Here is a 13,844-nt window from a genome sequence, read left to right on the forward strand (position 1 = left end):
GCTAAGATAAAATGACTATCCATCGATAAAAGCGATACATCTTTGCGTTACTCACCGGAATCACTGGAAGCTTTTGTGCAAACCGTGGAAAGCGGGTCCTTCTCGGCGGCGGCGCGTGCGCTGCGCAAAAGCCAGTCAACCATCAGTACGGCGATAGCGAATCTTGAAAACGATCTGGGCTTTACACTGTTCAGCCGTGAGCTACGTAACCCGGTATTGACTGAAAACGGGCAGCGTGCGCTGGCGCAGGTCAAAGAGATCCTCAATGCATCAGCAAAATTGGACGAGCTGGCTATTCGGCTTTCCGGTGAGATCGAACCTTGTCTGCGGCTGGCGATCTCCGATTTTTGGCAGGCTGATTATCATGAGTCACTGCTACAACGCTTTGATCGTCGCTATCCGGATATTGAATTCGAATGCATGATCGCCGAAGATGCCGACGTGATTGACCTGTTACACAGCCAGCGAGCCCATATTGGCGTGGTGCGGGTACAGGATCATTATCCGTCTGATATCTGCGTGAAGCGCCTGCAAGTGGAGGCACAAATGGCGATTTTCCTCCATAAGGATCACCTGCTGGCGCAGCAGGACAAGGTGACTGAAGAGGAGCTGAAAGCGCTGCGTCAGCTGCGGCTGAATACGTGGGTGGAGCGCACGCCTGCACCGACCGGAAAAGTGTGGCTGGCGCAGTCTTATCTGTTACTGCTGGAAATGGCTGAGCAGGGATTCGGCTGGAGTATTCTGCCGCGCTGGCTGACCCAGCAGTTTGGCCACCAGACACTGCGCGAACTGCCGGTGGACGGCTGGCCGCAGAGTATTCAGGTTGATGTGATCTGGTCACGCCGCACGCCACCCGGCCCGGCAGGGCGCTGGATGATCGATCAGTTGCTGGCCCAGCGCTCCGCGTAAAGAAGCGTTAATCGCCGCGTTTAGCGATATCGGCAAAGCTGGCATTAAGCAGCTGCGCCAGATCCTGCGGCTTCAGTTCAATATCCAGCCCGCGCTTGCCGCCGGAGACGAAGATGGTAGCAAACGGCTGCGCAAGGTGGTCAATCACCGTTGGCAGCCGCTTCTTTTGCCCTAATGGACTGATGCCGCCCAGCAGATAACCGGTGCTGCGCTGGGCAAACAGCGGGTCAGCCATCTCGACCTTTTTCGCCCCCAGCGCTTTGGCGACTTTCTTCAAATCGAGCTGCCCGGCAACCGGTGTCACTGCCACAGCCAGCGTTTTATTATCGCCATTCAGCGCGACCAGCAGGGTTTTATACACCTGATCCGCATCCAGGTTTAGCTTGCGCACCGCTTCGTCTCCGAAGTGGGTTTCGCTGCTGTCATGCTCATAAGGATGCAGCGTAAAGGCGACGTTTTGTTTTTCCAGCAGTTTTACAGCAGGTGTCATACCCCTAACCCTCTGTCGTATTTTCCATGAATGATTGAACAATTGATGAACAAAAATGCTGGCGAAATATTACGCTTTGAGCGACAATCCTGCCCGCGTCAGCGTAACCGCTGAGACGATAACAAAAATCATAAATATGTCCTTATTGACGGGCCGATAGAGATATCGGCCTTTTTTTTATCGCTGAATCAGCAGGCCCGGCAGATTTCCCTCGCCGTAAAGGTGCAGGGCACCCACCGCAACCACATAGCGCCCGGGTGGCAGCTGGCGTAAAAACTGGCTCCACTGTTGATTACGCTGATGCATTAACAGGTCATTCAGACTACTGCTGAACGTGCTGGGCAATGCCAGCTTTCCGATGCTGCCCGGCGGGGCTTCCAGCCACCAGCTCACCATGGTTTGCAGCAGGCGTGCATTGGTTTGCCAGTGTTGTAGCGTATCTTCGAGCAACGGCAGGCCGTTGTCCGGCAGCGATTTCAGCAGTGCCAGCTGGGTTTCCGGCCCTTCCAGCTCAATCACTTTTTTTTGCCGTTCACGCGCCGCCTGCAACAGCTGGTAGTCGATACCGCAGTCGGCGCGTAGTCCAAGACGTTGTGCCTGCTGCGCCTGAAGCATCAGTGCAACCTGCCAGGCGGGCAGCGTATCGACACGCTCCGGATCAATGCTTAACTCTTCACAGCGGCGTTGCAGTTGTGACCACTGCTCCGCGGAGAGCCGTTCAGCCAGTGGCGGACAATTCTCACTTTCACTGAAGGGGGATGCCCCGCCGGTGATATCTGCCTCAACAATCAGAGCATCGGCCTGTTGTAGCCGTTCATACAGCACCGCTGGCAGGGGCATCATATTGCGGGTACCCATATGAATGCTGCCCACCAGATGCAGATGTCGCTGACCCAACGTGATATCGAGGGCCGGGTAGCGGTAACTTACCGACCACAGCCTGCGCCACAACATCTGAAATCTGTGCAAAAGATTTGCCATCGTTTTCTGCCTCATGCTGTCAATCACACTATGCTAGCGTGATAAGTCGCTGACGGACAGGGCAAAACGCAGCACTCATTAGCCGACTTACGATTGCGGCGGCCGGTAGCGGATCAGACGATTAGCATTACTCACCACGGTAATCGATGAAAGTGCCATCGCCGCGCCCGCCACCACAGGACTGAGCAGGGTCCCCGTCAGGGGATACAGCACCCCGGCTGCAATCGGGATGCCACAGGCGTTATAAATAAATGCTCCGAGCAGATTTTGTTTCATATTGCGTAGTGTCGCCTGGGAAATCGCCAGGGCATCGGCCACCGCATTCAGATCCTGACGCATCAATGTAATCGCCGCTGTCTCGATGGCCACATCGCTGCCGCCCCCCATTGCGATCCCCACATCAGCCTGCGCAAGGGCCGGAGCATCATTGATGCCATCACCAATCATCGCCACCTGCTGGCCCTGTTGTTGCAGGGCGCGGATCGCATCGGCTTTGCCTTCCGGCAACACCCCGGCAATCACACGATCGATACCAGCTTCACGCGCAATGGCATTGGCCGTAATGGCGTTATCGCCTGTCAGCATCACCAGCTGATAACCGCGTTTATGCAACCGTTGCAGCGCACTGATGCTCTCTTTACGCAGAGGATCACGGATGGCAAACAGGGCGACAATTTCCCCTCCGGCTGCCAGCAGTACTGGGGTAGCGCCGCTTGCAGCCTGCTGTTCCACCTGCTGAGTGATCGCCCCGGTCGCAATTTGTTGCTGCGCCATCAGCGGTGGATTACCCAGCAGCAGCGGAGTGCCAGCGAGTATGCCGCTGACCCCCAGCCCCGGTATTGTACGAAATTGCTCAATCTCGGGCAGCGTCGCCAGAGCGGCGTACTCAATGATGGCGCGTGCCAGCGGATGGCTGGAACCCAGCTCAAGGGCCGCAGCCTGGCGCAGCACGGTTTGCCGGTCAGCCCCGTTAAACAGCAGGACTTCAACGACACGCGGTGCACCTTCGGTCAGGGTGCCTGTTTTATCAAAGACTAAGGTGCTCAGGGTGCTGGCGCGTTGCAGGGCATCGGCATCACGCACCAGGACACCAAACTCGGCGGCACGACCAACGCCAGCAATAATCGACATCGGCGTAGCCAGCCCCAGTGCACAAGGGCAGGCAATGATCAGTACGGTAGTGGCAATCACCAGGGTGTAGACGATCTGCGGTGCCGGGCCGACCAGATACCAGACGGCAGCGCTGAACAGGGCTATTGCCACCACCAGCGGGACAAACACCGCTGAAATTTTATCCGCCAGTTGGCCGATTTCCGGCTTACTGCTTTGCGCCTGGCGGACTAACTGAATAATGCGCGACAGGGTGGTATTTTTACCGATGGCGGTGGCGCTGAACAGCACACTGCCGTCCTGCAATACCGTCCCGGCATGCAGCGCATCACCCGATGACTTCTGCTGAGGGATGGCTTCGCCGGTCAGCATGGCTTCATCCAGCCAGGCTTCACCGCGCAGGATCGTGCCGTCGACCGGTACCCGATCGCCGGTGGTGACGCGCAGCGTCATCCCCAACTGCACGTCACTCAGCGGCAGGATCTGCTCACCGTTTTCCGTGACAACACGCGCCGTGGGCGGGGTCAGATCCAGCAATTTTTCCAGCGCTTTTGACGAGCGCTGACGGGCGCGCTGCTCCAGCATATGGCCAAGATTAATCAGGCCGATAATCATCGCACTGGCTTCGTAATAAAGATGGCGTGCCGCCATCGGGAACAGATCGGGCCACAGATTCACGGTGATGGAGTAAAGCCAGGCGGCGGCAGTACCCAGTGCGACCAGCGTATCCATAGTGGCGCTACGATTCAGCAGGCTGCGCCATGCGCTGCGGTAAAAATGCCCCCCGGCGACGATCATGACCAGCAGGGTCAGTACGCCCACGACCAGCCATCCGCTGCGGTTGTCGGCGGTCAGCATCATATTGTCGCCGATCATTCCCCATCCCATCAGCGGGATACCCAGCGCCAGCGCCAGGATCGCCTGCCAGCGAAAACGTTTTACCGCAGACTGCGCGGTTTGCTGCTGTTTTTCCCGACGTTTCACGTCATCTTCAATGATTTCCGCACCGTATCCTGCGCGGCTCACGGCGTCGATGAGCGCGGAGGGGGAAGCCGAACCCAGCACCAGCGCGCTGCGTTCGGCAAGGTTAACCCGCGCCTGGCTGACGCCAGCGACATTTTGCAGCGCACTCTGTACGCGGCTAACGCAGCTGGCGCAGCTCATGCCGTCAATCAACAGCTGGTAGCTGTCGGAATCGGAAGCGGGCGTCGTCGCCGGAAGCTCTGGCAGGGACGCTGTCAGCGCTTCCGGCTGAGGTTCTGATTCTGTCAGCGTATCAGGCTTTGGGTGAGAAGCCCCTTCTGGCAGGCTGGCGTGATAACCCGCCTGTTCGACGGCGGCAATCAGCGCATCGGCGCTGGCGTCACCGGTAATGCGCGCTTCCGTCACCGTGACGTCCGCCTGCTCCACGTCGTCACGCTGCTCCAGCGCTTCTTTAACCCGTTTAACACAGTGGCCACAGGTCAGTCCGTCCAGCGCCAGTAAAGTCGTGTGTGTCATGATTTTCTCCTGAGTGAATATGTCACCGAAGCTCAGGTTAAACCTTCCCGCAAGGGTAAGGTCAAGCCAGTGTAACGATATTTATCCCCAGGCCTGAGGGCATAAATAACCGGATTTACATCTGGATCTGCCTTTCCCGAGCACGTAAACTGTTTCAGCTTATTACTCAGGCGCAGCGTCACCTTTAGCCGGGTATTATCAGACAGGGAGGCGTCTGCAATGAATTTTATATTTCTACCTGAAAATGCCCTTTTCCTTATCACCTTCGCGCTGATCCTGTTATTTGGTCTGGTGGAAATTCTTGCCATGATATTTGGCATGAGTGTTTTCTCACATGCTGACACTTGGCTATCTCCACATATCTATGCCGGTGATTCTCTATTTTCTCAGGGACTGGACTGGCTAAATATTGGCAAAGTCCCTTTACTTATTCTGTTTATTCTCTTGCTGTCCTGCTTTTCTATCAGCGGAATGGTTTTACAGTGGGGACTGCTGTACGCGCTGGGCAAACCTCTTGCGGGCGGGCTGGTGGCATTACCAGCGGGCGTAATCTCTGTGCTTTTCGTGCGAAAAATAAGCGCCGTCCTTGCGCGTTTTTTACCACAATACGAAAGCAGCGCACTGTCTGAAGAGAGTTTTATTGGCTGTATGGCGACCGTGGTGGGAGGAACGGCCAGCATGGGGCATCCTGCCCAGTGTCGGCTGGTCGATAAGTTTCAGCAAACGCATTATTTACGCGTACAGCCAGACAGCGAGGATGACATTTTCTCCCCTGGCGAGACCATTATCATTACGGCGCGTCTCACCTCATCTTTATTCGAAGGGATGTCTCATCCCTGGTCTGAACATCGGTAACACGGCCTCACACGTCTATTTTTAACTAAGGGATTGTAATGGAAGAAGTGACAAACATTGATAGTTGGTATTTCTGGGGTGAAATTGCATTAGCCGTTTTTGTCGTCCTTATTATTGTGGGGATTATATTCTCCCGGCTGTATAAAAAAGCCTCTGCGGAACAATCCTTTGTCAGAACCGGCCTGGGAGGACTAAAAGTGGTTCTTAGCGGCGGTTCCATTGTTCTGCCGGTATTTCATGAAATTATTCTGATTAACATGAATACGCTAAAACTGGAGGTGAGCCGTTCTAAAGTGGACAGCCTGATCACCAAAGATCGCATGCGTGTTGATGTGGTTGTCGCTTTTTTTGTGCGGGTAAAACCGACGGTGGAAGGTATTTCAACCGCAGCTCAGACGCTGGGGCAACGGACGTTATCCCCCGAGGATCTGCGCATCCTGGTGGAAGATAAATTTGTTGATGCGCTGCGTTCGACCGCGTCACAGATGACGATGCAGGATTTGCAGGATACCCGTGAAAAATTTGTCCAGGGGGTACAAAACACGGTGGCGGAAGATCTGAGCAAAAATGGTCTTGAGCTGGAAAGCGTTTCTCTGACCAATTTTAACCAGACCTCGAAGGAGTTTTTCGATCCTAATAACGCCTTTGACGCCGAGGGGCTGACCAAGCTGACGCAGGAAACGGAGCGCAGACGCCGCGAACGCAACGAAGTTGAGCAGGATGTTGAAGTTGCCGTGCGTGAAAAAAACCGTGATGCCCTGGCGCGCAAGCTGGAAATTGAACAGCAGGAATCTTTCATGTCTTTAGATCAGGAACAGCAGATCAAGACACGTAGCGCTGAACAGTCCTCGAAAATTGCGACCTATGAGGCCGAACGCCGCCGCGAAGCAGAGCAGAGCCGGATCATGTCCGAACGTCAGATCCAGGAAGCGGAAATTGAAAGTAAGCAGGTGCTGAAAACCCGCGAAGTGGAAGCCAGCCGCGACGTTCAGGTCAAAGAGATTGAACAAACCCGTGTCACTGAAATTGCACAGCAGGATAAAGCCATTGCGATTGCGGCAAAATCTGAACAGCAATCTCAGGCCCAGGCGCAGGCTAACCTTGCGCTGTCAGAAGCCGTAAAAGCCGAACAAAACGTGGTGACCACCCGTGAAACCGCGGAGGCCGATCGTGCCAAACAGGTTGCCCTGATCGAGGCCACTCAGGACGCTGAAACCAAAGCGGTACAGTTAACCCTGAGTGCCCGGGCAGAGAAGGAAGCCGCAGAATTGCAGGCGGCGGCCATTATTCAGCTGGCAGAAGCAACGCGCAGAAAAGGCCTGGCGGAAGCGGAAGCCCAGCGTGCGCTGAATGATGCCGTTAATATGCTCTCCAGCGACCAGACCAGCCTGAAATTTAAACTTGCTCTCCTACAGGCGCTGCCAGCGGTTATTGAAAAATCCGTGGAGCCGATGAAAGCCATAGAAGGCATTAAAATCATCCAGGTGGATTGTTTAAATCGCACCTCAGGTGGGGCTTCCTCGGGGACTGCCACGATGGCCGGGGGAAATCTGGCGGAACAGGCGCTGTCTGCTGCACTCTCTTATCGTGCCCATGCGCCCATTCTGGACTCATTGCTGAAGGAAGTGGGTCTGGCAGGAGGATCGCTCAACGATCTGACGGCGGGACTAGTGGCGGCCCAGGCGAGTGACAGCGATCAACCCGCAGCAAACGATGAGGCACCTTCTTCGCCTGCCAGTGCGGAGGTTGCCGTTCCTGTGGCTTCCTCACCTCCCGTCGAATCACTGACATCCGCGAAATTTACCCCCCTTATCTGACCTCAATCCTCCTGGTCACCCACCAGGGGGATTGTTAACTCTGACTCATTAGTAATGCTGTCAGCCAGATGCCAATGCCAAAGGAGGTATGGGCGACCAGGCTGCGCCAGCGTACGGTCCAGGGGGCAGGGGTGTTGGCCGCCGCAAAGCCGAAGCCAAACGCAGGCTGCATCAGGCAATACGGTGCGACTACGCTGACTATCCCCATCAGCAACGCGGGCAGGAACGTTGGCGCCGACAGCCATTGTGGGCCGACGAGGGCAATCAGCAGCGCAGAGAACATTATCCCCGTCAAATAGTGAGCTCCCCAGCCGACGGCCACTTCCCCCCTGACCGGAGTGGCTTGCAAAATGGTGTAGTGGCTAAACGTCCCATGACGCATATGCCCCAGCCAGCGCCCGACCAGCCGATAGTCCAGAGAGGGGATTTTGAATAACTGCTTTTGCAATAATGCCCAGAGATCCATCACCAGTGTTGCGCCGGTTCCCAACAAAACAGCTTGCCCTGCCAGCATTAAACTCTCCTGCATCGTGCCGTCCTCTTCACGTGTTTATTTTGTCGACTGTCTGTGATTGGCATGCAGGATGTCAAAGTAAACGGCAGCAACCTGTACCAAAGTAGAGGGGACGAAGACCTGTTGTTTGACTGGGGCAGAAAATTGGATTAGTTATGGATCCTGCTTAAGCCGCCCGGAGGAATAATGAATATCAGCGACGTGGCAAAGAAAACCGGATTAACCAGCAAAGCGATCCGTTTTTATGAAGAGAAAGGGCTGGTGACGCCGCCGCTGCGTACGGAAAATGGCTATCGCAGCTACAGTGCCAGACACCTGGAGGAGCTGACGCTGCTGCGCCAGGCCCGCCAGGTCGGGTTTAATCTGGATGAGTGCCGCGAGATGGTCAGCCTGTTTAACGATCCTGAACGCCACAGCGCCGATGTGAAGGCGAGGACGCTCAGCAAAGTGCGGGAGATCGAAGTTCATATCAGTGAACTCCAGCTAATGCGCCAGAAGTTGCTCGATCTCGCCGCCAGTTGCCCGGGCGATGACAGCGCCGAGTGCCCGATCATTAATCACCTGGCCGGATGCTGCCACAGCGCCAAGCAGGGTTAAACGTCGCGACGGACAACGCGTAGCGTGATCCCTTCGACCGCTACCACGGTGATCTGGGTGCCGGCGGGCAAATCTTCCTCTGCCTGGACGCGCCAGTTACCATCACCAATACGCACATGCCCGAAGCCATTGACCAGCCCGGCATCCAGCGTCAGCTGGCGGCCGATCATCTGCTGACCCCGCTGATTCAACGTCGAAGGAGGATTTCGGCGGTCGCGGTGCTTAAGCCAGCGATACCACCACAATGCAGCGAGAATGGTCAGTACGGCAAAACTCAGCCCCTGCCACTCCCACGGCATCGGCACCAGCCACACCAGCAGGCTGACCAGCACGGCAGCAATGCCGCTCCACAGCAGATAACCACTGGCACCCAGCATCTCCGCCGCCAGCAGCAGGCCGCCGAAGGTCAGCCACAGCCACCACGGGTTGGCGAGCAGTTCATCGATCATCGGCGGTTACGCTCCGCTTTGCTTTCGCCCAGCAGTTCGCTGATCCCGGCAATGGATCCCATCAGGCTGCTGGCTTCCAGCGGCATCATCACCACTTTACTGTTGCTGGAGGAGCCGATGTTTTGCAGAGCATCGGTATATTTCTGCGCAACAAAGTAGTTAATCGCCTGAATATCCCCGGCGGCAATCGCTTCAGACACCATTTTTGTTGCCTGGGCTTCGGCTTCTGCACTACGTTCTCGCGCTTCTGCAGCAAGGAATGCAGATTGACGTTCACCTTCCGCTTTGAGGATTTGCGACTGTTTTTCCCCTTCAGCACGCAGGATCGCGGCCTGACGAACCCCTTCCGCTTCCAGAATATCGGCGCGTTTGGTTCGTTCGGCTTTCATCTGTGCGTTCATCGAGGCGATCAGTTCAGCCGGAGGGCGAACATCGCGGATCTCAATACGGGTAATTTTGATGCCCCACGGGTTGGTCGCTTCATCAACAATATGCAGCAGGCGAGTATTGATGTTATCGCGTTGCGACAGCATTTCATCCAGCTCCATCGATCCCAGTACGGTACGCATATTGGTCATCGTCAGGTTGATGATCGCCAGTTCAAGATTGCTGACCTCATAGGCGGCACGCGCCGGATCAACCACCTGAATAAAGCACACCGCATCAATGGTAACGCTGGCGTTATCTTTAGAGATGATCTCCTGCGAGGGGATATCCAGCACCTGCTCCATCATATTGATTTTACGGCCAACGCGATCCATAAACGGGATCACCAGATTCAGACCCGGCTGGAGTGTGTTGGTATAGCGACCGAAGCGTTCAACGGTCCATTGAAAACCTTGTGGGACGATTTTGATACCTGACCAGACGAGGATCAGGGCCAGAATGATAATGACGGGAATCACAGCCAACATAAAATAACCTCCAGATTGTTATTATTCATCACTTTACTGGGCGACACTTTAGCCCGAACGCCCCTTCGACACGCGAATCAGTACACCAGAGCACTGCGCTACCGGGTTGCACCTTATCTGATGATATTGTAACACCCATGGCCGCGCCATCCCGCTGTTGTTGGTAATGTTAGCGCTTAACGCTTTTGTCTGGAGAAATCGAAAGAGAAATCAGCAATGTAGCTGCCTTCGGCCTGCGCGATCGCTTTTGACAATGCCAGGTAATAGGGCTCAAGCCCAATCGCTTCAATCTCCGCAATTTTGTCGCGAATGGGGGCGCAGAACAGGGCCGGATTGCCTGCGGCCTGGCGCTTATTATTGACGGGCAACTCGTTAGTGACTGCTTTCATCGCGGTACGCAGCGCCTGGCGATAGCTGCCTGGCACGTTATTCACATTCTCTGATGCCGTCAATACGTTGAGGGTGGGGAACTCATCTGCCATTACCGCAGACTTAAGCCTGTCAAAGAACTGCTGAAACAGCTGGAATGACCCCAGATCGGTGACTTTGGGTTTGGTTGATTTACCGCGGGTGTTTCCCACCATCCTGGTGGCTTCCTGATGAGGCGAGGTTATCTTGTGCAGTTGAAGGTCAAAAAGGTAATCCGCGTGCTTTCTGCGCTCCTGCAAATCCGGGAACTTCTCATTGAAGGCTTTGATGAACTCAGGAGCAGGCAGATCGGCCAGCGCATGATTATCCAGCCAGTCGGAGCGGGCAAACAGGGCGGGTTTAATAAACCAGGCGGGGACAGGTTCAGAGAAACGCACCGACTGGCCTTTGCGATCAAATTCGACGAACTCTGCGCCTTTTTCGAAAGCGAAGCAGCAGTTTTTAAAGCTGATAATGGTGTCGTTAATGATCAGCGCATCTTTGACAAACTTTGCCACCTCAGCACTCATCACAAATGCTGTTTTTTTGTCACTATCACGAAGGACATAGTTCAAATCGGCCACTGACTTCACGCCAGGCTCAAGATCAAACTCAAAGAAAATATGTGACATATTATTAACTTCCTGTTTCCCGGGGGGAAGTCATAATATCATATCTTCGAGTGTGAAAGTCAGCGGCCTGAGAGCGAAGAACAGGGCAACGCAGTGCAAAGACTTTTCTATAGACTAACGTTCGTTAAAACCCGATTTTAAGGTCAATTCCTGTGCTGTCACGTTTCATCGTGAGCTTTGCATCATCCCGGGCAACAACGCTGACGACCACTGACTTCATATCATCCATACTCAACGTCATCAGACGGGCATTCAGTAACAGAATCGTCCTTAACATTTCATCCCCGAACTCTGATGAGATGTGATCCATCATTCGGTGATGTTTCTCAATGTTTACCTTCTCTTCAATGGCCTGTGAAAATCGGGTCATTGTGTTACCCCCAGGGATAATTTCGTTAACGTTGCCTGACAGGCCCGCACAGAGACCATCTGTCGTTCAAGCAATTCTGCATAATTAATCTGTTCTGCAGCAGACCCTCGCTCCAGTTTTATCGTAAGCGAGAGTGCATGGCTCGCTGCCTGTGAAAGTTGCAGGCAGGCTGACAGGTGTTCTTTACGGCACAGCTCGCTCTGGGAGAGCGCTTTTAACAGGATTGAACGCGCTTCTGCTATAAGCGCCAGGTGCTCCGGTGTCATTTGAGTCACTCTCCGATAGCGTTGTGAAAAGATCAGGTGGTTACCTGGCCCATTGGCAGCGTTTCCGATCGTTTAGTGGAAGTGAGAATGACCACCAAAACCTTCAGAACGTGAGTTGTCGTGGCCATAACCGTGACCACCGAACGCAGCGCTGTGGGCATTATCGCCACCGCGATTGCCAGAACCGCCGTGTGAAGCATGGCCGCCCTGACCACCGGCGTTACCTTTGCCGGTAGCGAACGTAATTTTCGATGTCACTGCAGGCTTATTCATGATGACGGAAGGGACTGACTGCACAGGGGTTTTTACGCCAATACGATTGATGATGTTCTGCTGCTGTTGTTGTACCTGATTGCGATACGTTGTTCCGTTGACTTCTCTCTGCGTAGCCCGACGGTCGGCACGGATCTTGTCACCTTGTATTGCTAAAGAGTCATTGAAAGATCCATCGGCGTTAAAGCGACCTGTTCCATCCCTGCTGTCCGTTTCGTTGTAATGTGCCCGATTGTCTTTTTCTTGATCCTGCAACTGATGCAGACCAGACACTGCATCATTAAAGGCGTGGGACTGATCTTCAGCAGATGTATTAAAAGAGGAGAGAACGGCCAGGACAGTAAGCGCGATCATCGTGCGTTTCATGATTTTTTCCAGTAGATATGAAGGGTTAATAACGTTGCGATACCAGAGTTCTGATACTGACCACGCAGATTTAACTGTCATTATCCTTTTGACTTCATTGTGGCTTTTTGTTCTATGGTATGTCACTCGTTGTGACTTTGCTATGTGAGTAATGCTAGTCTTGTTGTTGTCTCTGTGAATTGACTTTAGTCAATATTTTGACGGTATTTTTAATCAGCAATAAGTCTTAATTGTGAGTATTTGATTTAATTAGTCTTTGTTTAGTCTGTTGAGGCAGAGGCGCTGGCTACTCTTCGCGGGTTAGGTGAATCAAGATCAGCGTATGGCAGGTAAATTGTGAGACTCAACAATCAGGTCCAGGTATCCGTTTTAACAGAGATAAATTTTCGTTCAGACTGGATTAAGACTAATGATGGTGGGGAGTGCTACAGAGTACGAACAGGGGAGGGGTAGCCGTGATGTTATTGATATACAGCAGGCCGATGGGTGTGCCACCGGCCTGCTGTGTTTTAGTAGAGCAGAGAGTAGAGCTGACGACGGTATTTCGCCGCCAGCGCATCGCCGGTACCCAGCGCGGCGAGAATGTCCTGCAAAATTTTACGCGCCTGACCGTTGGCCGCGGCGAGATCTTTCTTCAGATGAGAGAACAGCAGTTCCAGCGCTTCTTCGTTGCGCCCGACCTGGTGGTATTGTAATGCCAGCTGGGTAGCCAGTTCGGCATTGTCCGGATCCGCGTCGATCTGCTGTTGCAGTTGCTGGATTTCGGGTGTGTCTGCCGCCTGCTTCAGCAGCTCGATCTGTGCCACCAGGCCCTGGTAGCGTGTATCCTGATCCTGCAAAGGCACCACTTTCAGCACCGCTTCGGCCTCTTCGCTGCGGTTCAGCCCGATCAGCACTTCGGCCAGCAGGAAACCGATGTCGCTGCGCTGGTTGCTCAGTGCCCACGCCTCTTTCAGCAGCGGCAGGGCTTCAATCAGTTTGCCTTCATCCATCAGCTGCATCGCCTGCTGGGCTTTCAGCTCTTCTTCTTTCGGCAGCACTTTCTCTAAAAGGGCACGCACGGCTTCTTCCGGCTGCGGACCCTGGAAACCGTCGACCGGCTGACCATTCTGGAACAGGTAGACCGTCGGGATGGAACGCAGTCCAAACTGCTGCGCAACCGCCGGTTCCGCGTCACAGTCCAGCCTTGCCAGAACAAACTGCCCGGCGTACTCCTGCGCCAGACGATCCAGCAACGGCGTCAGATGCTGACAGTGCTGGCTGCGTTCAGACCAGAAGTAAAACAGCACCGGGATCTGCATCGACTGTTCCAGCGTCTGTTGCAGGTTGGTTTCATTAATTTCGACAATTGCGGCTTGTGGTGACATGAATTCGTCTCTTTTAACGTAAGTTT

13 protein-coding genes and 1 pseudogene are annotated in these 13,844 nt (G+C 54.2%); 4 read left to right on the forward strand and 10 right to left on the reverse strand.

The features are described 5' to 3' along the window. Positions 1 to 42: 42 nt before the first annotated feature. Positions 43 to 909: a LysR family transcriptional regulator gene (locus tag WH279_RS09580; protein ID WP_339456094.1), complete on the forward strand. Its 867-nt coding sequence runs from the start codon at positions 43 to 45 to the stop codon at positions 907 to 909. 7 nt (positions 910 to 916) lie between these two features. On the opposite strand, the gene ybaK is transcribed toward WH279_RS09580, so the two are convergent. From ybaK to copA, 3 genes are all read right to left on the reverse strand, one after another. Next, positions 917 to 1,399 carry a Cys-tRNA(Pro)/Cys-tRNA(Cys) deacylase YbaK gene (ybaK, locus tag WH279_RS09585; RefSeq protein WP_200641403.1) on the reverse strand — a complete coding sequence of 161 codons (483 nt, stop codon included), beginning with the start codon at positions 1,397 to 1,399 and terminating at the stop codon, positions 917 to 919. A gap of 177 nt (positions 1,400 to 1,576) precedes the next feature. After that, positions 1,577 to 2,380: a TraB/GumN family protein gene (locus WH279_RS09590; protein ID WP_339456096.1), complete on the reverse strand. Its 804-nt coding sequence runs from the start codon at positions 2,378 to 2,380 to the stop codon at positions 1,577 to 1,579. 87 nt (positions 2,381 to 2,467) lie between these two features. Beyond that, positions 2,468 to 4,990 (reverse strand): copper-exporting P-type ATPase CopA, encoded by a 2,523-nt coding sequence (gene copA / locus WH279_RS09595; RefSeq protein ID WP_339456098.1) that lies wholly within the window; start codon positions 4,988 to 4,990, stop codon positions 2,468 to 2,470. Between the two features lie 219 nt (positions 4,991 to 5,209). On the opposite strand from copA, the gene WH279_RS09600 reads away from it, so the two are divergent. After that, entirely contained in the window at positions 5,210 to 5,845 is a 636-nt protein-coding gene (locus WH279_RS09600; protein WP_339456100.1) for an OB-fold-containig protein, read from the forward strand. Positions 5,846 to 5,883: 38 nt separating this feature from the next. Further along, positions 5,884 to 7,521: pseudogene (locus WH279_RS09605) on the forward strand (flotillin family protein); the annotation flags it as partial. A gap of 175 nt (positions 7,522 to 7,696) precedes the next feature. Here the strand turns inward: WH279_RS09605 and WH279_RS09610 are convergent. Then, positions 7,697 to 8,176, reverse strand: a complete 480-nt coding sequence (locus WH279_RS09610) for a DUF2938 domain-containing protein (protein ID WP_227535806.1) — start codon at positions 8,174 to 8,176, stop codon at positions 7,697 to 7,699. 186 nt (positions 8,177 to 8,362) lie between these two features. Here WH279_RS09610 and cueR point away from each other — a divergent pair, with 186 nt between their 5' ends. Continuing rightward, positions 8,363 to 8,773: a Cu(I)-responsive transcriptional regulator gene (gene cueR, locus WH279_RS09615; RefSeq protein ID WP_171148773.1), complete on the forward strand. Its 411-nt coding sequence runs from the start codon at positions 8,363 to 8,365 to the stop codon at positions 8,771 to 8,773. Here the strand turns inward: cueR and WH279_RS09620 are convergent. From WH279_RS09620 to WH279_RS09645, 6 genes are all read right to left on the reverse strand, one after another. Next, positions 8,770 to 9,222 (reverse strand): NfeD family protein, encoded by a 453-nt coding sequence (locus WH279_RS09620; RefSeq protein WP_339456106.1) that lies wholly within the window; start codon positions 9,220 to 9,222, stop codon positions 8,770 to 8,772. The two genes, cueR and WH279_RS09620, sit on opposite strands and share 4 nt — an antisense overlap. Continuing rightward, positions 9,219 to 10,136 carry an SPFH domain-containing protein gene (locus WH279_RS09625; protein WP_133845719.1) on the reverse strand — a complete coding sequence of 306 codons (918 nt, stop codon included), beginning with the start codon at positions 10,134 to 10,136 and terminating at the stop codon, positions 9,219 to 9,221. The genes WH279_RS09620 and WH279_RS09625 overlap by 4 nt, the downstream gene beginning before the upstream one ends. Before the next feature lie 176 nt (positions 10,137 to 10,312). After that, positions 10,313 to 11,176: a hypothetical protein gene (locus tag WH279_RS09630; protein WP_339456109.1), complete on the reverse strand. Its 864-nt coding sequence runs from the start codon at positions 11,174 to 11,176 to the stop codon at positions 10,313 to 10,315. A 124-nt stretch (positions 11,177 to 11,300) separates the two neighbouring features. Further along, on the reverse strand, positions 11,301 to 11,546 hold the full coding sequence (locus WH279_RS09635) for a hypothetical protein (RefSeq protein WP_339456111.1): 246 nt from the start codon (positions 11,544 to 11,546) through the stop codon (positions 11,301 to 11,303). Between the two features lie 338 nt (positions 11,547 to 11,884). After that, on the reverse strand, positions 11,885 to 12,451 hold the full coding sequence (locus WH279_RS09640; protein ID WP_339456113.1) for a hypothetical protein: 567 nt from the start codon (positions 12,449 to 12,451) through the stop codon (positions 11,885 to 11,887). A 509-nt stretch (positions 12,452 to 12,960) separates the two neighbouring features. Further along, entirely contained in the window at positions 12,961 to 13,818 is an 858-nt protein-coding gene (locus WH279_RS09645) for a co-chaperone YbbN (protein WP_200641410.1), read from the reverse strand. Between the last annotated feature and the right edge of the window lie 26 nt (positions 13,819 to 13,844).

It is taken from the genome of Erwinia sp. MYb375 (assembly GCF_037479175.1).
GTDB lineage: Bacteria > Pseudomonadota > Gammaproteobacteria > Enterobacterales > Enterobacteriaceae > Erwinia > Erwinia rhapontici.